Annotated in this window: 21 protein-coding genes and 1 pseudogene; 3 read left to right on the forward strand and 19 right to left on the reverse strand. The window is 63.5% G+C overall.

The features are described from left to right. Positions 1–75: 75 nt before the first annotated feature. From EPO50_RS23670 to recO, 7 genes are all read right to left on the reverse strand, one after another. Positions 76–1,182 (reverse strand): TRAP transporter substrate-binding protein, encoded by a 1,107-nt coding sequence (locus tag EPO50_RS23670; protein ID WP_296348114.1) that lies wholly within the window; start codon positions 1,180–1,182, stop codon positions 76–78. Positions 1,183–1,334: 152 nt separating this feature from the next. Then, on the reverse strand, positions 1,335–2,441 hold the full coding sequence (locus EPO50_RS23675; protein WP_296348116.1) for a TRAP transporter substrate-binding protein: 1,107 nt from the start codon (positions 2,439–2,441) through the stop codon (positions 1,335–1,337). 180 nt (positions 2,442–2,621) lie between these two features. Beyond that, on the reverse strand, positions 2,622–3,728 hold the full coding sequence (locus tag EPO50_RS23680) for a TRAP transporter substrate-binding protein (RefSeq protein ID WP_296348118.1): 1,107 nt from the start codon (positions 3,726–3,728) through the stop codon (positions 2,622–2,624). A 152-nt stretch (positions 3,729–3,880) separates the two neighbouring features. Next, positions 3,881–4,987: a TRAP transporter substrate-binding protein gene (locus EPO50_RS23685; protein WP_296348120.1), complete on the reverse strand. Its 1,107-nt coding sequence runs from the start codon at positions 4,985–4,987 to the stop codon at positions 3,881–3,883. Between the two features lie 91 nt (positions 4,988–5,078). Next, positions 5,079–5,885 (reverse strand): undecaprenyl-diphosphate phosphatase, encoded by an 807-nt coding sequence (locus tag EPO50_RS23690; RefSeq protein ID WP_296348122.1) that lies wholly within the window; start codon positions 5,883–5,885, stop codon positions 5,079–5,081. A gap of 2 nt (positions 5,886–5,887) precedes the next feature. After that, positions 5,888–8,128 carry a DNA topoisomerase IV subunit A gene (parC, locus tag EPO50_RS23695; RefSeq protein ID WP_296348125.1) on the reverse strand — a complete coding sequence of 747 codons (2,241 nt, stop codon included), beginning with the start codon at positions 8,126–8,128 and terminating at the stop codon, positions 5,888–5,890. 52 nt (positions 8,129–8,180) lie between these two features. Next, complete coding sequence (gene recO, locus EPO50_RS23700) at positions 8,181–8,897, reverse strand: DNA repair protein RecO (RefSeq protein ID WP_296348127.1); 717 nt, start codon at positions 8,895–8,897, stop codon at positions 8,181–8,183. Positions 8,898–8,940: 43 nt separating this feature from the next. On the opposite strand from recO, the gene EPO50_RS23705 reads away from it, so the two are divergent. After that, on the forward strand, positions 8,941–10,467 hold the full coding sequence (locus EPO50_RS23705; protein ID WP_296348129.1) for an alkaline phosphatase D family protein: 1,527 nt from the start codon (positions 8,941–8,943) through the stop codon (positions 10,465–10,467). Here EPO50_RS23705 and era read toward each other — a convergent pair. From era to folK, 8 genes and pseudogenes are all read right to left on the reverse strand, one after another. After that, a complete protein-coding gene (gene era, locus EPO50_RS23710) occupies positions 10,464–11,384 on the reverse strand; it encodes a GTPase Era (protein WP_296348131.1) in 921 nt (306 codons plus the stop codon). The genes EPO50_RS23705 and era overlap by 4 nt on opposite strands. Next, the gene (rnc, locus tag EPO50_RS23715) at positions 11,381–12,136 is read right to left on the reverse strand and encodes a ribonuclease III (RefSeq protein ID WP_296348132.1); all 756 of its coding nucleotides are present in this window, start codon (positions 12,134–12,136) and stop codon (positions 11,381–11,383) included. Before rnc ends, era begins: the two co-directional genes overlap by 4 nt. Beyond that, on the reverse strand, positions 12,088–12,912 hold the full coding sequence (gene lepB / locus EPO50_RS23720) for a signal peptidase I (protein ID WP_296348134.1): 825 nt from the start codon (positions 12,910–12,912) through the stop codon (positions 12,088–12,090). Before lepB ends, rnc begins: the two co-directional genes overlap by 49 nt. A 109-nt stretch (positions 12,913–13,021) precedes the next feature. Then, positions 13,022–13,423, reverse strand: coding sequence for a holo-ACP synthase (gene acpS, locus EPO50_RS23725; RefSeq protein WP_296348136.1), 402 nt, complete (start codon positions 13,421–13,423; stop codon positions 13,022–13,024). Continuing rightward, positions 13,420–14,172: a pyridoxine 5'-phosphate synthase gene (locus tag EPO50_RS23730; RefSeq protein WP_296348139.1), complete on the reverse strand. Its 753-nt coding sequence runs from the start codon at positions 14,170–14,172 to the stop codon at positions 13,420–13,422. The genes acpS and EPO50_RS23730 overlap by 4 nt, the downstream gene beginning before the upstream one ends. A 35-nt stretch (positions 14,173–14,207) precedes the next feature. Beyond that, entirely contained in the window at positions 14,208–16,391 is a 2,184-nt protein-coding gene (locus EPO50_RS23735; RefSeq protein ID WP_296348140.1) for a bifunctional (p)ppGpp synthetase/guanosine-3',5'-bis(diphosphate) 3'-pyrophosphohydrolase, read from the reverse strand. A 129-nt stretch (positions 16,392–16,520) separates the two neighbouring features. Beyond that, positions 16,521–16,835 (reverse strand): annotated as a pseudogene (gene rpoZ / locus EPO50_RS23740) (DNA-directed RNA polymerase subunit omega); the annotation flags it as partial. 77 nt (positions 16,836–16,912) lie between these two features. Continuing rightward, positions 16,913–17,425, reverse strand: coding sequence for a 2-amino-4-hydroxy-6-hydroxymethyldihydropteridine diphosphokinase (gene folK, locus EPO50_RS23745; RefSeq protein ID WP_296348142.1), 513 nt, complete (start codon positions 17,423–17,425; stop codon positions 16,913–16,915). Positions 17,426–17,567: 142 nt separating this feature from the next. On the opposite strand from folK, the gene EPO50_RS23750 reads away from it, so the two are divergent. Together EPO50_RS23750 and EPO50_RS23755 are read left to right on the forward strand one after the other, a co-directional pair. Then, positions 17,568–18,197, forward strand: coding sequence for an NYN domain-containing protein (locus tag EPO50_RS23750; protein WP_296348144.1), 630 nt, complete (start codon positions 17,568–17,570; stop codon positions 18,195–18,197). 13 nt (positions 18,198–18,210) lie between these two features. After that, positions 18,211–18,861 carry a uracil-DNA glycosylase gene (locus tag EPO50_RS23755; protein ID WP_296348146.1) on the forward strand — a complete coding sequence of 217 codons (651 nt, stop codon included), beginning with the start codon at positions 18,211–18,213 and terminating at the stop codon, positions 18,859–18,861. Positions 18,862–18,891: 30 nt separating this feature from the next. On the opposite strand, the gene EPO50_RS23760 is transcribed toward EPO50_RS23755, so the two are convergent. Genes EPO50_RS23760 through EPO50_RS23775 form a run of 4 tightly spaced genes read right to left on the reverse strand, consistent with a single transcriptional unit; the run spans position 18,892 to position 22,244 of the window. Beyond that, on the reverse strand, positions 18,892–19,368 hold the full coding sequence (locus tag EPO50_RS23760; protein WP_296348148.1) for a glutathione peroxidase: 477 nt from the start codon (positions 19,366–19,368) through the stop codon (positions 18,892–18,894). 1 nt (position 19,369) lies between these two features. After that, positions 19,370–20,044 carry a sulfite oxidase-like oxidoreductase gene (locus EPO50_RS23765; RefSeq protein ID WP_296348150.1) on the reverse strand — a complete coding sequence of 225 codons (675 nt, stop codon included), beginning with the start codon at positions 20,042–20,044 and terminating at the stop codon, positions 19,370–19,372. A gap of 8 nt (positions 20,045–20,052) precedes the next feature. Continuing rightward, positions 20,053–21,594: an acyl-CoA synthetase gene (locus EPO50_RS23770; protein WP_296348152.1), complete on the reverse strand. Its 1,542-nt coding sequence runs from the start codon at positions 21,592–21,594 to the stop codon at positions 20,053–20,055. Beyond that, on the reverse strand, positions 21,594–22,244 hold the full coding sequence (locus EPO50_RS23775) for a TetR/AcrR family transcriptional regulator (protein ID WP_296348154.1): 651 nt from the start codon (positions 22,242–22,244) through the stop codon (positions 21,594–21,596). Before EPO50_RS23775 ends, EPO50_RS23770 begins: the two co-directional genes overlap by 1 nt. Positions 22,245–22,258: the final 14 nt, after the last annotated feature.

A 22,258-nucleotide genomic window follows, 5' to 3' on the forward strand; every position in this document is an offset into this window, starting at 1 on the left:
CGGCATTAGCAAAAAGCCGGCGCAAAGAAAAAGCCCGCCGAAGCGGGCTTTTCCTCCACCGGACAGGCCGGAGGGTCAGAGTTTGTTGGCGGCCGACTGGCGCGCCATGAAGTTGTCGAAGGTGTTTTCGGCCACGCGGAACCACAGCACCTCCTCGTTCCGGAACTGCCGCCACTGATCGTAGATCTTCTTGAACTTGGCGTTCTTCTCCGAGGTCTCGGCATAGAGCTTGTTGGCCGATTCGAGGCTGGCCTCCATCACCGGTTGCGGGAAGGCCACCAGCTTGGTGCCCGCGGCGACGAGCTCGCGCAGCGCCTTGGGATTGAGGGCATCGTACTTGGCGAGCATCTGCGTGTGCGCCTTGGCCGAGGCCACCTCGATCACCGACCTGTAGATCGCCGGCAGCTCGTTCCACTTCGCGAGGTTGATGAAGTTGGAAAGCTGCGGCCCTCCCTCCCACCAGCCGGGGTAGTAGTAGTACGGCGCCACCTTGTTGAAGCCGAGCTTCTGGTCGTCATAGGGCCCGACCCATTCGGCAGCGTCGATCGTGCCCTTCTCCAGCGCAGGATAAATGTCCCCACCGGCGATCTGCTGCGGCACCAGGCCAAGCGGTGTGAGCACCTGTCCGGCGAAGCCGCCGATGCGCATCTTGAGACCCTTGAGGTCCTCGACGGTCTTGATCTCCTTACGGAACCAGCCGCCCATCTGGCAGCCCGTGTTACCGCATGGCACTCCGTAAATGTTGTAGTCCTTGAGGAACTCGTTCACCGCCTGGCGGCCACCGCCCCAATTCATCCAGGCATCCTGCTGGCGGGCGTTGAGGCCGAACGGCAGCGCCGTGTCGAAGGCGAAGGTCGGATCCTTGCCGATGTAGTAGTAGGACGCTGTGTGTCCCATCTCGACGGTGCCGTTCTGCACGGCGTCGGCGACCTGTAGGCCAGGGACGATTTCGCCAGCGGCGAACACACGGATCTGGAGTTTGTTGTCCGTCACTTCGGCGCAATACTTCGAGAAGGTCTCGGCCGCGCCGAAAAGTGTATCGAGCGACTTCGGAAAACTCGACGCCAGGCGCCACTTGAGCTCCGGCATCGACTGCGCAATGGCCGGTGCCGCTACCACGCTGGCGGCCACAGCCGTAGCGCCGCCCAAACCGGCGGTTTTGATGAACTTACGACGTTGCATGGACGTCCCTCCCACAGGACTTGCTGTTCTAAAATGCTGATTCCACTCAGCGGAACCACCCTGCCACGGGAAAAGGAATCTGGCAAAGCCTGCACAAAGCAAAAGGCCCCGCCGAAGCGGGGCCTTCCATCGACCGATAGGCCGGTCGGATCCTAGAGCTTGTTGGCCGCCGACTGGCGCGCCATGAAGTTGTCGAAGGTGTTCTCGGCAACCCGGAACCACAGAACCTCTTCGTTCCGGAACGGCTTCCAGGAATCGTAGACCTTCTTGAACTTCGGGTTCTTGGCGATCGTCTCGGCGTAGAGCTCGTTGGAGGCGTTGAAACAGGCTTCCATCACCGACTGCGGGAACGGCAGGAACTTCGTTCCGGCCGCCACCAGCTCGCGCAGCGCCTTGGGGTTCTGCGCGTCGTACTTCGCGACCGACCAGCTCACCGTATCGCCACACGCCACCGCGATGGCTTCTTTGTACGCCGGCGGAAGCGCGTCGAACGCCTTGTTGCCGCAATAGAGCGACAGCGCCGCGCAGCCTTCCCACCAACCTGGATAGTAGTAGTACGGTGCCACCTTGTTGAAGCCGAGCTTCTGGTCGTCGTACGGACCGACCCATTCGGCAGCGTCGATCGTGCCCTTCTCCAGTGCCGGATAGATGTCGCCGCCAGCGATCTGCTGCGGCACCACGCCGAGCTTCGCCATCACCTGGCCGGCAAAACCGCCGATGCGCATCTTCACGCCCTTCATGTCCTCGGGCGTCTTGATCTCCTTGCGCCACCAGCCGCCCATCTGCGCGCCGGTGTGGCTCATCAGGAAGGAGGTCATCTTGTATTCTTTATAGAAATCACGCATCAGCTCGAGCCCGCCGCCGTGATAAACCCAGGCATTGTGCTGGCGCGTGTTCAATCCGAACGGCAGCGCGGTATCGAACGCGAAGGTCGGATCCTTGCCGACATAATAGTAGGAGGCGGTGTGGCCGCACTCGACCGTCTCGTTCTGCACGGCATCGACGACCTGCAGGCCCGGGACGATTTCGCCGGCGGCGAACACACGGATCTGGAACTTGTTATCGGTCAGCGCGGCAACGCGCTTGGCGAAGAACTCACCGGCGCCGTAGATCGTGTCGAGTGACTTCGGAAAGCTCGAAGCCAGGCGCCACTTCACCTCGGGCAGGGACTGGGCAACTGCTGGCGCGGCGAGCGCACTGGCAGCAGCCACGGTCGCGCCACCGACGCCGGCGGTGCGCATGAATTTGCGACGTTGCATCTGAGAGAACTCCCTAAAATCTCTTACTTTGAACGCGTCTTTTGCCACGCGAACCGCATTTTGCGGCGGCGGTTTATCGCATAGCGCAACGGCGATGGAAAGCTAGTTGCCGCCTCCCTGAAGGCAAACAGAAAACCCCGCAAAGGCGGGGTTTTACATTGGTTTTTCAAAGACTTGGAGTCAGAGCTTATCGGCTGCCGATTGTCGCGCCATGAAGTTGTCAAAAGTGTTTTCGACCACCCTGAACCACAGCACCTCCTCGGCACGGAACGGCTTCCAGGAATCGTAGACCTTCTTGAACTTCGGATTCTTGGCGCTGGTCTCGGCGTAGATCTCGTTTGCGGCATTGAAGGCCGCTTCCATCATCGTCTGCGGAAACGGCAGGACCTTTGCGCCCCCCGCAATCAGCTCCCGCAACGCGCGCGGGTTCTGTGCATCGTACTTGGCGAGCGACCACCCCACCGTGTCGCCAGCTGCGACCGAGATCGCCTCCTTGTACATCGGCGGCAGGGCCGCGAATGCCTTGTCGCCACAATAGAGCGAGACCGCCGTACTGCCTTCCCACCAGCCAGGGTAATAGTAGTAAGGCGCTACTTTGTAGAAGCCGAGTTTCAGATCATCGTAGGGGCCAACCCACTCGGCGGCATCGATCGTGCCCTTCTCCAGCGCCGGATAGATGTCGCCGGCAGCGATCTGCTGCGGCACCACGCCGAGCTTCGCCAACACTTGACCGGCAAAGCCACCGACACGGAACTTCAAGCCCTTCAGATCATCGAGCGTCTTGATCTCCTTGCGGAACCAGCCGCCCATCTGCGCGCCCGTGTGTCCCACCAGGAAGGACGTCATCTTGTAGTCCTTGTAGAACTCACGCATCAGCTCGAGCCCGCCACCGTGATAGACCCAGGCGTTGTGCTGCCGAGTGTTGAGGCCGAACGGCAACGCAGTATCGAAGGCGAAGGTCGGATCCTTGCCGACATAGTAGTAGGCGCCCGTGTGGCCGCACTCGACGGTCTCATTTTGCACGGCATCGAGGACCTGCAGGCCCGGGACGATCTCGCCCGCAGCGAAGGATCGGATCTGGAATTTGTTATCGGTGAGTGTTGCGACCCGCTTGGCAAAGAACTCGCCGGCGCCGTAGATCGCATCGAGCGACTTCGGGAAGCTCGAGGCCATGCGCCACTTCACCTCGGGCAAGGACTGGGCAATGGCAGGTGCTGCGAGCGTGCCAGCCGCGGCCACTGTTGCGCCGCCGACGCCAGCCGTGCGCAAGAATTTGCGACGTTGCATCTTGGAGATTCTCCCTAAGGCTTTTTGCTTTGACCCACCTCTTCGAGGTGAGCCGCTTTTTACGACGAGAGAATTATCGCATGGCGCAATAGGGCCAAAAAGGAAGAAACCCCGCCGAAGCGGGGTTTCCAGGTCGTCTCGGACCAGGCCGATCAGAGCTTGTTGGCCGCCGACTGGCGCGCCATGAAGTTGTCCAGCGTGTTCTCGGCAACGCGGAACCACAGCACCTCCTCGGCACGGAACGGCTTCCACGATTCGAAGATCTTCTTGAACTTCGGGTTCTTCTCGTTGAGCGAGGCGAAGACTTCGTTTGTCGCGTTGTAGCAGGCTTCCAGAACCTGCGGCGAGAATGGCATCAGCTTGGTGCCGGCGGCGACCAGCTCACGCACGGCCTTCGGGTTCTGCGCGTCGTACTTGGCGAGCATCGAGGTGTGCGCCTTGGCAGCCGCCGCCTCCACGATCGCCTGGTAGGACTTCGGCAGTTCCGCCCACTTCGCGGTGTTCACGTAAGCCGAGAGCTGCGGGCCGGCTTCCCACCAGCCAGGGTAGTAGTAGAACGGCGCAACCTTGTTGAAGCCGAGCTTCTGGTCGTCGTACGGACCGACCCACTCAGCGGCGTCGATCGTGCCCTTCTCCAGCGCAGGATAGATGTCGCCGCCGGCGATCTGCTGCGGCACCACGCCGAGCTTCGTCAGCACCTCGCCCGCGAAGCCGCTGACGCGGAACTTCAGGCCCTTGAGGTCGTCGACGGTCTTGATCTCCTTGCGGAACCAGCCGCCCATCTGCGCGCCGGTGTTGCCGCAGGGAATGGCGTAGATGTTGTAGTCCTTGAAGAAGTCGTTCATGAGCTGGCGACCGCCGCCCCAGTTCATCCACGCATCCTGCTGGCGCGCGTTGAGGCCGAACGGCACCGCGCAGTCGAGCGCGAAGGTCAGGTCCTTGCCGACATAGTAGTAGGACGCGGTGTGACCCATCTCGACCGTGCCGTTCTGCACGGCATCCGCCACCTGCAGACCCGGGACGATCTCACCGGCCGCGAACAGGCGGATCTGGAACTTGCCGTCCGTCGCTTCAGAAACGTACTTGGTGAAGATCTCGGCCGAGCCGAAAATCGTGTCGAGCGCCTTGGGGAAGCTCGACGCCATGCGCCACTTCAACTCGGGCGAGGACTGGGCGATGGCGGGCGCGGCCAGCGTGCCGGCGGCTGCCACCGTGGCCGTGCCGATGCCGGCCGTGCGGATGAACTTACGACGTTGCATTGAACCTGGACTCCACTCGTGTGGCGGAACGGCATGACATGCCGCCCGAATTGCGCGCCTTATGACACGCACGCCGCGCGGGACGAAAGGTTCAATGCATGAGCAATAGGGCGAGCGCCAATGCGCCCACTGCAATGCGATACCAGGCAAAGACAGTGAAGCCGTGACGGCTGATGAAACGCACGAAGGCACCGACCACCAGGAGCGCCGCCACGAACGCCGCGATGAAGCCCAGGGCAATGATGCCGCCATGGTCCCAGTTCAAGGTCGACCAGTTCTTGTAGAGGTCGTAGACGGTCGCCCCGAGCATCGTCGGCATCGCCAGGAAGAAAGAGAACTCTGCCGCTGTCGCACGATCCACGCGAAAAACACGCGCCCCCATGATCGTCGAGCCGGCGCGGCTGACGCCCGGGATCATGGCAAAGCACTGGCAAAGCCCGATCAATACTGCGGTCTTGAAGTCGACTTCGTCGAGTGACTTGATGCGCGGGCGCTGCGCGTAACGCTCGATGATCAGGATCGCGACACCACCCACGATCAGCGCGATCGCCACGACCATGGGATCGAACAGCACCGACTTGATGTACTTGTGCGCAAACACGCCGACGATCGCCGCTGGAAGAAATGCGATGACGATGGCCGTTGCAAAACGCAGTGCAGACTTCTCGCGTTCGATGACACCGGACGCGGTCGTCCAGATCTTGCGGCGATAGAGGAAACAGACGGCCAGGATCGCGCCGAGCTGAATCACGATCTCGAAGACTTTGCCGGGCGGCCCCTGGAAGTCCAGCACCGCCTCGGCAAGGATGATGTGGCCGGTCGAGGAAACCGGGAGGAATTCGGTAAGGCCTTCGACAACGCCGATCAGCAGCGCTTTCCAGATCAGCGTGAGGTCCATTCTCAGTCCTTGAACCGTTTGGCCCGTGGCCAGCCCTTCTCCGGCATGCGTCCCGCTTGCGAGCGCTCGCCACGCCAGAATTTCAGCTCGTTGGCCGGGATCACCCGGTTGCCCCACGGCAAACCTTCGGAAAGCTTGAAGGCCTGCGCATCCGACAACTGGTCGCCCTTGGACTTTTGCAGCAGTACGCCGCGGCCACGGCCCATCTCGGGAATCTGGTCCAGCGGGAAGATCAGCAGCTTGCGGCCTTCGCTCAGTGCCGCCGCTGAATCCGCGCCCTCAGGCACGATCGAAAAGGCCTGCGCCCTCTCCTTGTCGGCGAGATTCAGGACCTGCTTGCCGTTCTTGGTCTGCGCCACGACATCGTCTTCCGGCACGATGAAGCCGCGGCCGGCATCCGAGGCCACGAGGAACTTGCGTCCGCCGCCCAGCACCATGAGCTGCACGACGTCCTGCTCGTTGCCGAGCTCGATCATCAGGCGGAGCGGCTCGCCATGGCCGCGCGCGCTTGGCAGGCGGTCACAGCCCAGGGTGTAGAAGCGGCCATTGGTGCCGAACACCAGCACCTTGTCGGTCGACTGCGCGTGGATGGCGAAGCGCGGCCCATCGCCTTCCTTGAACTTGAGTTCGGCGGCCGCCTTGTCGTCGAGATGCCCCTTGGCGGCGCGGATCCAGCCCTTCTCCGACAGGATCACCGTCATTGGCTCGCGCTCGACGAAGTCCTCGATCGCGTGTTCGATCTCGGCCGGTGCATCGGCCAGCTCGGTACGGCGACGGCCGAGTTCGGTCTTGCCACCGAACTTCTTCTTGGTCTCCTGAACTTCCTCGGCGATCGCCTTCCACTGCAGATCGTCGCTCTTCAGCAGTTCCTTGAGGGTCTTCCGCTCGGCAGAGAGTTTCTTGTGCTCGCCACGGATCTCGAACTCTTCGAGCCGGCGCAACGCGCGCAGCCGCATGTTCAGGATCGACTCGGCTTGCAGATCGGTGAGGCCAAAAGCCTTGATCATCTTCGGCTTGGGCTCGTCCTCCTCGCGGATGATCTTGATCAGCTTGTCGAGGTTCAGATAGGCGATCAGGTAGCCGTCGAGGATTTCCAGCCGCCGTTCGATCTCGGCCAGGCGGAAGGTCGAGCGCCGCACCAGCACTTCGCGACGATGATCGAGGAAGGCCTGCAACGCCTCGCGCAGGTTCATCACGCGTGGCGTGTTGTCCCTGTCGAGGACATTGAGGTTCAGCGGGAAGCGCGTCTCAAGGTCGCTGAGCTTGAAGAGCTGCTCCATCAGCAGTTCGGCCGGCACATTGCCGGTGCGCGGCTCCAGCACGATACGCACGTCGTCGGCCGACTCGTCGCGCACGTCCTCGAGGATCGGCAGCTTCTTGGCGTTGATGATTTCGGCAATGCGTTCGATCAGCTTGCCCTTCTGGACCTGATACGGGATCTGGGTGACGATGATCCGGTACTGGCCGCGCGGCAGTTGTTCGACTTCCCACTTGGCACGCAGACGAAAGGCGCCGCGGCCCGTCTTGTAGGCTTCGACGATCGATTCGCGCGGCTCGACAAGGATGCCACCGGTCGGGAAGTCCGGTCCCTTCACCAGATCGACCAGTGTCTCGATGCGTGAGTTCGGCGTCTTGATGAGATGCAGCAGCGCGTCGCACAGCTCGCCGGCGTTGTGCGGCGGGATCGAGGTCGCCATGCCGACGGCGATGCCGGCCGCGCCGTTGGCCAGCAGATTGGGAAAGCCGCCGGGCAGAACGATCGGCTCTTCGGTCGAACCGTCGTAGTTGGGCCGGAAGTCGACAGCGTTCTCGTCGATGCCCGTCAGCAGCGCCTCTGCAACGGCGGTCAGGCGCGCTTCGGTGTAACGCATCGCGGCCGGGTTATCGCCGTCGATATTGCCGAAGTTGCCCTGGCCTTCGATCAGCGGGTAGCGGGCGGCGAACTCCTGCGCCAGGCGCACCAGTGCGTCGTAGATCGACTGGTCGCCGTGCGGGTGATACTGGCCGATCACGTCGCCGACCACGCGCGCACTCTTCTTGAAGGCGCTGTTGGGGTCGAGCCGGAGCTGGCGCATCGCATAGAGCAGCCGGCGATGCACCGGCTTCAGCCCGTCGCGCACATCGGGAAGCGACCGCGACATGATGGTCGACAGAGCATAGGACAGGTAGCGCTCCTGGAGCGCTTGCCCGAATTGCACCGGCTTGACCGCCGCGAGTGGAACGACGTTGTTGCGCTTTGCCATTTACCGGACGTGAGGGGAAGCGGCCGCAATTCTCGCCACGGCCGTTGTTATTCTAGCGTTGGAGCGACTCCATAAATCTCGACCGCGCGGGAGGCAAGGGCTTGTTGTGTGGCCAAAACACGTGCCGTTCGAGGAAATAGCCCGTCAGGTCGAGGCCCAGGCGCAGCTCATCGTCATCGGACGGTAAACCGCCAGTGGATAGAAAGCCGGGCAGCGGCAAAAGCTTCTCTTTGTAGGGGCCGGCGGCCGCCTGGGACACTGCCCGGCCCGTCTTGGGCGAGACATAGGCCAGGTCTTCGGTTGTCCCGGTGGCTGCACATTTTTCGAGATCGAGGCCGAAGCCCAATTCCTGCAGCAGGCCTAACTCGAGTCGCACGTAGATGGCAGGCCAGCCGGGATGGCCCAGTACCCCCAGGAAGGCACGAAACCCGTCGAACATCGCCGGATGCGGCTCGCGCTCGGGAAGAGCAGCATCGATGACAGCACAAGCCGCTGCCAGCCCCGACAGTTCGACTGCACTATCGAGCACCTGCGCGGCATGAGCTTCGCGCAGTTCGCCGGAATAGTTGCCGAGCTGTTCGGAGAGCCGGGCTCGCCAGGCCACCTCGACCAGATTGCCGGACTGCCAGACCGGACGGGCGCGGCGCGAGATGCCACCCGGCACGAAACCCGAGTGGCGACCATGCTCGCGCGTCAGCAGCGACACGACGAGGCCACTTTCGCCGTGAAGCCGTGCCGTCAGCACGATGCCATCGTCTGTCCAATCCATGCGTGTGTATGCCGCGTTTGGCCAAATCGCGCTAGGTTGTGGCATGTCCCGATTGAGACGGCGCACGCTCCTGGGCGCCAGCGCCCTCGCCGCCTTCCCGCCCCGCCTCTTCGCCCAGACCGCCACAGCGAGCCGGCCGCGTCTCCTGCAAGGCGTGCAGGCCGGCGATGTCGGGGCCGATGGAGCAACGATCTGGAGCCGCGCCGACCGGCCGGCCCGCATGATCGTCGCCTATGCAACGACGGAGAGCTTTACCGATGCAAAGCGCCTTGAGGGACCCTCGGCGCTCGAGGCGACAGACTTCACCTCGCGCCTGCGTCTCGTCGATCTGCCGCCGGGACAGACGATCTTCTATCGCGTCACCTATCTCGACCTTGGCGATCTCAAGACCCTGAGCGAGCCGGTCGTCGGCCGTTTCCGCACGCCACCCGCTTCCGATGCCGACGTAAGCTTCGTCTGGTCGGCCGATACGGTCGGCCAGGGCTGGGGCATCAATCCCGAGATCGGCGGCATGACGATTTACGAGTCGATGCGTCGTCTCGTGCCCGATTTCTTCATCCATTGCGGCGACACGATCTATGCCGACAATCCGCTCAGCACCGAGAAGAAGCTGCCCAACGGCCGCGTCTGGAAGAACCTCGTCACGGAGGCGAAGTCGAAGGTCGCCGAAAGCCTGGCCGAGTTCCGCGGCAATCACCTCTACAATTTCCTCGACGACAATCTGCGCCGCTTCAATGCCGAGGTGCCGATGGTGGCGCTGTGGGACGACCATGAGGTCGTCGACAATTGGACCTGGGAGAAACGTCTCGACGCCGATGCTCGCTACAGGGTGAAGGATGCCCGCACCCTTGCGACCGCATCCGAGCGGGCCTTCCGAGAATACATGCCCCTGGCCGACGGGCTCGATGGACCGATGCGGCTGTATCGCCGTTTCTCCTTCGGCCCGCATCTCGATCTTTTCCGCCTCGACATGCGCAGCTTCCGGGGACCGAACACCGTTGCTGCCTCGAACACCGCCTATCTCGGCAACGACCAGCTCACCTGGTTGAAGCAGGCGCTCAGGTCATCGAAGGCCACCTGGAAGATCATCGCAGCCGACATGCCGCTGGGCCTTGCCGTCTATGACGATTGGCGCACCAAGACGGGCGCCGATGGCCCCGCCAACGCCGATGACGGACCACCGCTTGGCCGCGAACTCGAGATCGCCGGCCTGCTGGCCTTCATCAAGCGCGAGGATATTCGCAACGTGCACTGGATCACTGCCGACGTGCACTATCCGGCCACGCACCGCTACGACCCGGCGCACGCGGCCTTCTCCGACTTCACGCCGTTCTACGAGTTCGTCTCAGGGCCGCTCTGCGCCGGCGGCTTCGGGCCCAATGCACTCGATCACACCTTCGGGCCGCAAATCGTCTTCCAGAAAGTTCCCAGCCGGATCGATCTGTCGCCACTCGAAGGCTCCTGCCATTTCGGTCACGTCAAGATCGACGGCCGCGCGCGCGTGATGACGGTCACCCACCGCGACGCGGCAGGCGGCATCCTGCACACGCTCGAACTGGCGCCGACCTAGGGTTCGTAATCCAATCCGATTGCGCGGTAGTGCGAAGGATCGTCGGCCCAGCGCTCGCTCACCTTAACGTGCAGGAAGAGATGCACGGGCCGCTCCAGCATCTGGCCGAGCTCGTGGCGGGCCCGCGCGCCGATCTGTTTGATGCGCGCGCCACCTTTGCCCAGGAAGATAGCGCGCTGGCCATCGCGCTGGACATGGATCGTCTGCTCGATCCGCACGCTGCCGTCTGGCCGGTCTTCCCATTTGTCGGTTTCGACCGCCGCCTCGTAGGGCAGTTCCTGATGGAGCTGCAGGAAGACCTGCTCACGCGTCACCTCGGACGCCAGGAGGCGCAACGGCAGGTCGGCCGCCTGATCCTGGGGATAGAGGAACGGTCCCGCTGGCACGGCAGTGGCCAAGGCGGTCAGAAGATCGTTGATGCCGTCGGCCTTCAGTGCGCTCACCATGAAGGTGCGCTCGAAGGGCACGCGGGCGTTGAGCTCGGCCGTGAGCGCCAGCAGCTTTTCGCGATGCACGAGATCGATCTTGTTCAGGACCAGATAGCGCGGCGCACGCGACTGCTTCAGCCGCTCGACGATAGCTTCGGTCTCGGGTCCGATGCCACGCTCGGCATCGACGACCAGCGCGACGACATCGGCATCCTCCGCGCCCTGCCAGGCGGCCGCCACCATCGCCCGCTCCAGGCGGCGCTTGGCCACACGGAAGATGCCCGGTGTGTCGACGAGCACGACCTGGGCGCGCGCGCCGTCGGGCAGGTCGGCCATGGCAATGCCGATTACGCGCATGCGCGTGGTCTGCACCTTGGGCGAGACGATGCTCACCTTCGAGCCGACGAGGCCGTTCACCAGGGTCGACTTGCCAGCATTAGGAGCACCGACCACGGCAACGAAGCCGGCGCGCGTGAGAAGTTCGGTCATGACCGGTCCAGCCGTTCGAGAAGAGTAAAAGCCGCCAGCCGTTCGGCTTCGCGCTTGCTGCCGCCACGGCCGCGCGCCGGCTCGTGGCCTTTGATCGCGACATCGACGACGAAGACAGGTGCGTGCGCCGGTCCTTCGCGATCGACTTCACGATAGCTCGGCAGCGGCAGACGCCGCGCCTGGGCCCATTCCTGCAAGGCGGTCTTGGGATCGCGCGGCGGTGCGGCGCCCTGCTGGCTCAGCCGATCGCCCCACAGCTTCTGCACGCAGGCAGCCGCTCGGTCGAAGCCGGCATCGAGATAGACGGCGCCCAGCAGCGCTTCGAGGGCGTCCGCCAGGATATTGGGTTGGATGCTGTCGCCATGAGCGCGCTCGGAGTCACCCAAGCGCAGGTGTGGACCGAGGCCGATCGCGCCCGCGATCTCGACCAGGGTTTCCGCCCGCACTAGAGCGGCGTGCCGGCGCGCCAGCTCGCCTTCGCGCTCGTGGGGGAAGCGCTTCATCAGAAGGTCGGCCATCGCCAGCGACAGCACGCGGTCGCCCAGGAATTCCAGACGCTCGTTGCCCTGAGGGAACGCAGCTTTCAGTTCGGGGCGGCGGTCGAGTGCACTGCGGTGCGTCAGGGCTTCAGCGGCAAACTCGGCACGCGCGAAATCGTGCCCTAGACCTTCCGACAGCGCCGCCAGATCGGCGTCGGTCGGCTTCAGTGTATGGCCATGAAGAAGCGGTTCCAGCGTATTGCCTCGGGCCATTTCCACGGCTCCAGCCAACCCGCGGCCGATGGATCATGCGAGAAGAAGATGAACTCGGCCCGACCAACGAGATTTTCCGAGGGCACGTACCAGCCAAGCTGGTCGCGATCGCGCGTCGAGCCGGAGAAGTCGCGCAGCATGAGGCGCGTTCGGCTGTCGAGCGAATCGTCGCGATTGTCGCCCATGACGAAGTAGTTGCCGGCGGGCACCAGGAACTCCGGCGTGTTGTCGGCCATACCGTTGTCCATGTACTCGAGCACGGTGTAGCTGCGGCCGTTGGGCAGCGTCTCGCGGTAGAGCGTACCCTTCTGATAGTGGCCGTTGGTGCCCTTCACATGATCGCCGGAGCGCTGCCGATCGACTGCCTTGCCGTTGATATGGAGAATGCCGTTGGTGACCTGGATGCGATCTCCCGGCATGCCCACGATGCGCTTGATGTAGTCCGTGCGGTTGACGCCCTGGCCCTGGTCGCCGGGATACTTGAAGACGGCGACGTCGCCACGCTCCGGCGGCGAGCCGAAGATGCGTCCCGAGAAGACCCCCAGCGAGAACGGAAAGGAATGCTTGCTGTAGCCGTAGGAATACTTGGAAACGAACAGATAATCGCCGACCAGCAGGGTCGGGATCATCGATCCGCTCGGAATGTTGAAAGGCTCGATGGCGAAGGTTCGCACGACCAGTGCGATCAGCACGGCGTAGACGACCGTACGGACGGTCTCGCCCCAGCCGCCGGCCTTCTCCTGTCCTCGCTTCCGCCGTTCAGCCACGTCCGTCATCGCCGTTCCAGTTTAAACGAGCCGCGGCTATAGCAGGGCCGGCAGGCCATGTCTCCCGCCCCGGTTGAGGCACATGCGCCCTTCTGTTCCGGAGGTATCGCAGTCTGGTTCATGTTTGCGGTACCGCCGAAATGATGACGATTGCCTGAGCCATTGGGTATTCATCGGTCAACGTCAGGTCGATTTGAGGCGACATTCCGGTCGGCGTCATCTCCTGCAGCCGCGCCAAAGCGCCTCCCGTCAACGCCATGGTGGGCCTGCCACTGCGCTGGTTGATGACGCCCATGTCACGCCAGAAAACACCGCGGCGCAACCCCGTGCCGAGCGCCTTCGAACAAGCCTCCTTTGCAGCAAAGCGCTTGGCATAGCTTGCTGCGCGGGTAGCGCGACCTTCCGATCGCTTTTGTTCGGTTTCCGTGAAGATTCGCTGCACGAAGCGGTCGCCGAACCTTTCCAGCGATTTCTCGATGCGCCGGATGTCGCAAAGGTCGTTGCCGATACCCAAGATCACGCGGATTGCCCTCCGGCCCGGGCAGCATCCATGATCCGGCGCATCTCACGGATCGCCCCTTCCAGGCCGACGAAGATCGCTTCACCCACCAGGAAATGACCGATGTTGAGTTCGCGCACTTCGGGAATGGCGGCGATCGGCGCGACATCGGCATAGCTCAGCCCGTGGCCGGCGTGGCATTCGAGGCCGAGCTTGGCGCAGAGAGCCGCGGCCTTGGCGATGCGCTGGAGTTCGGCCTGCTTGGCAGCGCCTTCGATCTCGCAATAGCGTCCGGTGTGCAATTCGACGACCGGTGCACCAAGGGTGACGGCCGCCTCAAGCTGGCGTGGATCAGCCTCGATGAACAGCGAGACACGGATGCCGGCGTCGCGCAGGCGAGCGATCATGGGCTTCAGGTGATTATGCTGGCCGGCGGCATCGAGGCCGCCTTCTGTCGTCCGCTCCTCGCGCTTCTCCGGCACGATGCAGGCGGCATGCGGGCGATGACGCAATGCGATGTCGACCATCTCCTGCGTAGCCGCCATCTCGAAATTCAGCGGCACCTTGAGCTCGCGCATCAGCCCTTCGATATCGGCATCGATGATGTGCCGCCGATCCTCACGCAGATGGGCAGTGATGCCGTCGGCGCCGGCTGCCTCAGCGAGTCGCGCCGCGCGCAGCGGATCGGGAAGATGCCCTCCGCGCGCGTTACGCACGGTGGCAACGTGGTCGATATTGACGCCGAGACGCAGAGGATTAGGCGCGGACATACGCTACTTTCGCTGGAAAGAGATGGAGAGAGTCGTCAATTGCGGGCGCGCTCGACGGCATTGATGGCGGGCGTGGCGCGCAACGCCGCGGTGATGTCGGCGAGATGCTTCACATCCGCGACCTCGACGTCGATCACCATGTCGAAGAAATCCATCGACCGGTTGACGATGCGCAGGTTGGAGATATTGCCTTCATGCCGGGCGATGACGGTCGAGAGACTCGACAGGCTGCCCGGCTGGTTGGCGACCGTGATCTTGAGACGGCCGGTGTAGACACCGCCCTCGCCTTCGCTGACCGAGTCCCAACCGACGTCGATCCAGCGCTCCGGCGATTCCGAGAAGCTCTCGAGCGTAGAGCAATCGATCGTATGGATGGTTACGCCCTTGCCGGTGGTGATGATGCCGACGATACGGTCGCCTGGCAGCGGATGGCAGCAGCGCGCGAAGTGCACAGCCATGCCGGGGATCAGGCCGCGGATAGCTATCTGGCCCGGCTCGCCGTGGCCACGTGCGCCATCGGACTTTCCGGACTTACTGGCTTTGGCGCGGGCGCGCGAGATCGGCACGACGTCAGCGCCGCCTTTGCGGTTCTGCTTGAGGCCCGGATAAACGGCGGTCAGCACTTCGCGGGCGCCGGTCAGGCCGGCACCGACTGCGGCGACGAGATCGTCCGTCGTCGCCTGCTTGAAGTTGGCACGCACGCCATCGAGGCCTTTCTCAGTGACCTCGTAGCCTTCCTCATGGAATGCCTTGTCCAGCAGGGAGCGGCCGAGCTGGATGTACTGCTCGCGCTGGCGGACACGGATGAAACGGCGGATCGCTGCCTTGGCCTTGCCGGTAACGACGAAGCGTTCCCAAGTCGGCGACGGGGTCTGCGCCTTGGACGTGACGATCTCGACCTGATCGCCGTTGGAAAGCTGCGTCCGGAGCGGCAGCATGCGGCCGTTGATCTTGGCGCCCACGCAGGTATCGCCGACCTGACTGTGCACGGCATAGGCGAAGTCGATCGGCGTCGCGCCGCGCGGGAGCGCGATCAGCTTGCCCTTGGGCGTGAAGCAGAAGACCTGGTCCTGGAACATCTCGAGCTTGGTATGCTCGAGGAACTCCTCAGCGTTGGGCGCCTTGTCGAGGATGTCCATCAGACTGCGCAGCCAGGCATACTGCGGCGCGTCGGTCGACGGTCCGCCCTGCTTGTAGATCCAGTGCGAGGCGACGCCGCGCTCGGCTTGGTCCTGCATCTCTTCGGTGCGGATCTGGATCTCGATACGCTGGCCGAGCGGGCCGATCACGCCAGTGTGCAGCGAACGATAGCCGTTGGGCTTGGGAACCGAGATGTAATCCTTGAAGCGCTGCGGCAGCACTTGATAGCTGCCATGCAGCAGGCCGAGTGCCTGATAGCACTGCGCGACGTCGGCCACGATGATGCGGAAGGCCATGATGTCGGCGAGCTGTTCGAACGACACGTTCTTGGTCTGCATCTTGCGCCAGATCGAATAGGGCGTCTTCTCGCGCCCCGACACTTGCGCTTCGAGCCCACCTTCCTTCAGCGTCTTGATCAGCTCGGCCTCGATCTGCGGCACCAGCTTGTCGCCACGCTCGCGCAGGTAACCCTGGCGCGCCAGCACTGAGGCGCGGCCATCGGGATTGAGCTCGGCGAAGGCCAGCTCCTCCAGTTCGCGCTTCACCTTCTCCATGCCGATGCGCGAGGCGAGCGGCGCGTAGAGGTCCATCGTCTCGCGCGCAATGCGCTTACGCCGGGCCGACTCCTTGATGTGGTGCAGGGTCCGCATGTTGTGCAGGCGGTCGGCGAGCTTCACCAGGAGCACGCGGATGTCGGACGACATCGCCAGCACCAGCTTGCGCAGATTCTCGGCTTCCTTGGTGCTTTCGGACTGGATCTCGAGGCGGCTCAGCTTGGTCACGCCGTCGACCAGCCGGGCGATGTTCTCGCCGAACATGCCGGCGATCTCGTCGCGCGTAGCGTCGGTATCCTCCAGCGTGTCGTGTAGCAGCCCGGTCACGATCGAGGCCGTGTCCAGGCGCATCTCGGCCAGGATGCCCGCCACCTCCACGGGGTGGGAGAAATAGGGATCGCCCGAGGCCCGGAGCTGGTTACCGTGCTTCTTCAGGCCATACACATAGGCGCGATTCAGCACATCCTCGTCCGCATCCGGATCGTAGGCCTGCACACGCTCGACGAGTTCAAACTGACGGATCATAGCAATCGTCCATTATATGGGGACGATTGCGTTCACTCCACGACGTTTGCACGAATAGCAGGGCTCGGCCCTGCTTCGTCCCTATTCGGTAACGTCGTCTTCCTCGGTCATCGGCAGCGCCTTGGGCTGGGCCGCTTCGGCACCGCCCTGCGCCAGCGCCGCGGCCAGCTCCTGCTCGAGCTCGGCCATTTCGTTGACCTCTTCGGGCTTGTCGATGTCGGCGTGCTTCTGCATGCCGGAGATCAGCGAGTCCTTGAGAACGGCTTGGTCGAGCTTGGTCTCCGCGATCTCGCGCAGCGCCACCACCGGGTTCTTGTCGCGATCGCGATCGAGCGTGATCTGGGCGCCCGCCGAGATATCACGTGCGCGCTGGGCGGCGAACATGACGAGCTCAAAACGGTTCGGCACCTGCAAGATGCAGTCTTCGACGGTGACACGCGCCATGGCGGACCTCTGAATTCCCGGGAGCGGCGGGTTATACGCGCCCCTCAACAAAAATCAACAGACAGTGCCCCCAGGCCCTAGAAGCGGTGGGCCTCCTGCTCCGGCGGCAGGACCGCCAGCAGGCTCTGGATGGACTTCCCAGATATGGGGTGCCGCCAGTCTGGCGCCAAATCGGCCAACGGTCGCAGAACGAAAGCACGGTCGGCCATCCTGGGGTGCGGCAAGGTAGCCCTTCCCGGGGCTGGAGCGGCTATTTCCCCCCGATAATCGAGCAAATCGAGGTCGATCAGCCGGGGGGCGTTGGGCACCGTGCGGACCCGGCCGAACAGGTCTTCTATGGCGTGTAGCGTCTGCAACAGATCGTCGGCGGACAAGTCCGTTGCGACCTCGGCCACGATGTTGACGTACCAGGGCTGGTCGGAAACCGGCACCGGCGCCGTACGGTACCAGGAGGAGTGGCGCAGCACTTTGACCTGGCGGCCCAGTTCCAGCAGAGCCGCCACCATGGTTTCGCGTGGCGAGCTGTAATTCGGATGAGCCATGTTGGCCCCAGCACCAATGAAGATTGTCCGACCGTCTGCTTTATCCACCAGCAAAAGCCTCCAACCCCTTGTGAACTATAAGTTAAAAACCTAGACTTCAGCTGCTGTGGGAGAGGTGGGAGTTACAGAACTCCGCCGGCTGCATATTTTCTTTCTCCCCATGCGCATATTCTTCAAAGGGATAGCCGCCATGAAAGGCAATTTTTACGAAAACGAGCGCGTCGCGCTTTTCATCGATGGCGCCAACCTCTACTCGGCCGCCCGGTCGCTGGGCTTCGACATCGACTATCGCCGCCTCCTCAAGGTGTTTCGCGAAAAAGGTCGTCTGGTTCGTGCCTACTATTACACCGCCTTGGTCGAGGATCAGGAATATTCGCCGATCCGGCCGCTGGTCGATTGGCTGGACTACAACGGCTACACCATGGTCACGAAGCCGACCAAGGAGTTCACCGATGCCACGGGTCGCCGCAAGATCAAGGGCAACATGGACATCGAGCTCGCCATCGACGTGCTCGAGATGGCCGAACACCTCGATCATGTGATCCTGTTCTCCGGCGATGGCGACTTCCGTCGCCTCGTCGAAGCCGTGCAGCGCCGTGGACTCCGCGTCTCTGTCGTAAGCACGATCAAGTCCTCGCCACCGATGGTGGCCGACGAACTGCGCCGTCAGGCCGACGATTTCATCGAACTGTCCGAGATCGCCCCTCTGATCGCCCGCAACGCGTCGGAGCGGGCGCCGCGGCCGGCCGTCGCGGGCCAGCGCGACTCGGAAGCCGAGTACGACGACGCTCCTTCCGAATCGCTGATGCGCTCAGCCTAGGCTGCGCGCGTCTGTGGTTGCGTCGTCATTCGAAGAGCCGCCGCTCGACTGCCCGCGCTGCCCCAGGCTGGTCGGGTTCCGGCATGAGCTGCAGGGCCTCCACGCCGATTGGAAGAATGCCCCGGTCCGCTCCTTCGGCGAGCTGGATGCACGCCTGCTGATCGTTGGCCTCGCGCCAGGCATGCGTGGCGCCAACCGCACGGGCCGGCCCTTCACCGGCGACTATGCCGGCGACCTGCTTTACTCCACCTTGCTGAAGTTCGGTTTTGCCCAGGGCACCTACCGGGCCGATCCCAACGACGGGCTACACCTGGTCGATTGCCGCATTGCCAACGCGGTGCGCTGCCTGCCACCCGAAAACAAGCCGCTCCCAATCGAGTTCACCGCGTGCCGGCCGTTCCTGCAGGCCGAGCTTGCGGTCATGCCGAACCTGCGCGTGCTGGTAGCGCTGGGCAAAGGCGCACATGACCAGATCCTGCGAGCGCTGACGGTACGGCCGGCCGGCGCCTATCCGTTCATCCATAACCGTCTGCACAAGCTGCCTACCGGCCTCGTGCTGGCCGACAGCTATCACTGCTCGCGCTACAACACGAACACCGGCCGCCTCACGACCGAGATGTTCCATCAGGTCTTCGAAAGCGTGCGTCGTTCGCTGGAGACCTGATATGGCACGAGGCTGCGGCTCGAGCCGCCCCTAACCGAGGGCCGACTCGATTGCCGAGGTGATCTCGCTCGATCCCGGGCGTACACGGCTCGGCCAGGCGCCGAGCAGGCTGCCGTCCTTGCCGATCAGATATTTGTGGAAGTTCCACTTGGGAGCCGCCCCCTCGCCTGCTTCCGTAGCGATCCACTGATAGAGCGCGTGGGCGTCGGAGCCGACCACCTTCTGCTTGGCGGTGAGCGGAAAGGTGACGCCGTACATCGATTCGCAGAACTTGGCGATCTCCGGTTCGGTGCGCGGCTCCTGTGCGCCGAAATCGTTCGACGGCACGCCCAACACAACCAGACCACGCGGACCATAAGTGTCGTGCAGCTTCTGCAGGTCGGTGTACTGCGGCGTGAACCCACAATAAGAGGCGACGTTCACCAGCAGGACTGGGTGCCCTGCCAGGCTCTTCATCTCGAGAGGCTTGCCGTCGATCGTGGTGAAGTTGAAGTCATGGGCGGGCATGTCAGGGCTCCTCGTCGTAGCGTTGCTCCAGCCAGGGATCGCCGTAGTTATGATAGCCGCGAACTTCCCAGAAGCCCGGCTTGTCGAACACCGAGAACTCGATGCGTTTGATCCACTTGGCGCTCTTCCAGAAATAGAGCTTGGGAATCACGACCCTGAGCGGCCCGCCATGTTCGCGGCTGATCGGCTCGCCGTTCCAGCTCCAAGCCAGCATCACATCGTCCGCCGAGAAGTCGGCCAGCGGCACATTGGTCGTGTAGGTGTCGTAGGAGTGGAAGATGACGTGCTGCGCCGACGCCTTGGGTTTCACCAAGGCCAGCAGATCGCGAGCGCTGACGCCTTCCCAACGGTTGTCGTAGCGCGACCAGGCCGTCACACAATGGATGTCGGTCGTGAGGCGTGTCTTCGGAAGGTCGGTGAACTCGCCCCACCTAAAGGTCAGCGGGATCTCGACTTCGCCGTCGACGAACAGTCGCCAGGCGTGCGTGGGAATCTCGGGCTGGATGCCGAGATCGAGCACCGGCCAGTTGTCGACCTTGCGCTGGCCGGGCGGCAGGCGCTGGGAGTGGGCCGCGGTCTTGCCCGTCAACAGACGGCCGTCCTCGGCCCACTTCTGCTTGCTGTCGATCAGCTTGTTCTTGAGCTTACCGAACAGGGTGACGTCGTCGTCGGCCATGGAACTCCTCAGATGCTGCGGCCCGCCTTCTCCCAATATGGGGCGCGAAGCTTGCGCTTGAAGATCTTGCCCGAATCTTCGCGCGGCAGGGCTGCACTGAACTCTACCACCTTAGGTACCTTGTAGCGCGCCAGATGCTGGCCGAGCCAAGCGCGGACCTGGCTCGCATCCAGACCCGCCTCGGACAAGGGTTCGACATAGGCACAGATCTGCTCGCCGAACTCTTCGTCCGGAATGCCGAACACCGCGCAGTCGCGCACGCCCGGCATCTGAATCAACGCCGACTCGATCTCGGCAGGATAAATATTCACGCCACCCGAGATGATCATGTCGCGCTTGCGATCGCACAGGAACAGGAAGCCGTCGGCGTCGAGATAGCCCACGTCGCCCACCGTCACGAGATCTCCCAACGAGACCTCCTGGCGCTTGGCGTCGTCGTTGTTGTAGGTGAACTCGGAGAGATGCGGGCCGCGGACGTAGATCTCGCCGATCTCGCCCTGCTTCACGTCCTGCCCCTCCTCGTCGACAATGCGCAGGATGCCGCCGGGCACGATGCGGCCGACCGTGCCGGGCTTGCGCAACGCCTCCTCCGATCCATGCCACACGACAACACCGGTCTCGGTGGCGCCGTAGTATTCGTTGATCACCGGTCCCCACCATTCGATCATCTGCCGCTTCACGGCAGGCGCGCAGGGCGCGGCGCCATGGGTGATGAAGCGTAGCGAGGAGACGTCGTAACGTTCGCGCACCTCCTGCGGCAGACGCAGCAGGCGCACGAGCATGGTGGGCACGATGTGCATATGGCTGATCCGATGCTTGTGGATCAGGCGTAGCATGTCCTCGGCCTCGAAGCGTGGCTGCAGGACCATGTGCAGGCCGAGCCGGGCACTCGCCATGCCGTAGGCCGCCGGCGCGGAGTGATACATCGGACCGTTCATCAGGGTCACGGTCTCGGGGTCGGGCTTCAGGCCCCAGAACATCGCGGCTTCCTGCGACGCAGCCGCCTGCTGCTCAGGTGTGCTCGGCTGGCGCCGCACGCCCTTCGGCCGCCCCGTCGTGCCGGACGTATAGATCATGCTGCCGCGCGCCGCCTTCGGCGGCTCGGTACGCGGCGGCGAGGCCGCAACGAAATCCTGCCAAAGCTCGACGCCGGCTGGAGCCGCGCACTTTTCCGGAGGCACACTGTAGGCAGCCGCGATCTCGGGCGGCGTCGGTACTGCCAACACCTTCACGCCCTCAGGAACGCCCCCGGCGATCTGCGCCAAGAGATCGGTGTGCGCCACCAGCACCTTGGCGCCGCAATCCTGCAGGATGTAGTTCGCCTCTTCAGGCGTGAAATGCCAGTTGATCGGCACGGCGTAGGCGCCGAGCTGGCCCGCCGCCATGTTGACCTCGAAGGTCGGGAAGTCGTTGCGCAGCATCAGCGCCACGCTGCTGTCCTCGTCGACACCCAGCGCCGTGAGCCCGCTTGCCGCCCGCGCGGCATTGGCCTGGATCTCGCTCCAGGCCCTGAAACGATCGCCTGCCGTCACGCCCGCTGGGTTCGTCATTATTTCCTTCCCGTCTTGTTCGGTGCCTTTATGGCTTCCTTGAACATATTCGATGCCTTTGCGGCGCCCTTGAACATAAGTGCACCCTGGAAGCTCGCCAGGGTCCCGAAATCGGGGCCGGAGTCGAACATGCCTGCCTGCCGCAACATCACCAGCCCATGCGTCGCGGCCCATATCGACCAGCCGAACAGAACCGGATCGACATCGATCATGCCGGCCTTGGCCATATCCTCGGCCTGCCGTGTGATGAAGCCGCGCGCGCGATGCGCTTCGCGGGCAAGGTCCGGATGCTCCTTGTCGACCGGCTGATCAATCTCGAACATGATCCGGTAGGCGTGCGGGTCATCCGCAGCAAAGCGCAGATAGGCCTCACCTACGCGGCGGGCACGATCCTGGGGTGTCTCGCCTTTGGCCGCTGCGGCCTCGAGCGCATCGGCAAAGCGCGCGAAGGCCTGCGCCCGTACGGTGGCAAGGATGTCGGCCTTGTCCTTGAAATAGCGGTACGGTGTCTTGGGGCTGCAGCCCAGCGCTTCGGCGAGCTGGCGCATGGTGACACCTTCGTAGCCAAAGCGGGCGAATCGCTCGGTCGCGACCCGGCAGAGCTCGGCGCGAAAGTCGGCGATATCCTTTTCGGTCAGATAACGCGGCATAGAACGCTTTCCAT

This window comes from Reyranella sp., from assembly GCF_004297405.1.
GTDB lineage: Bacteria > Pseudomonadota > Alphaproteobacteria > Reyranellales > Reyranellaceae > Reyranella.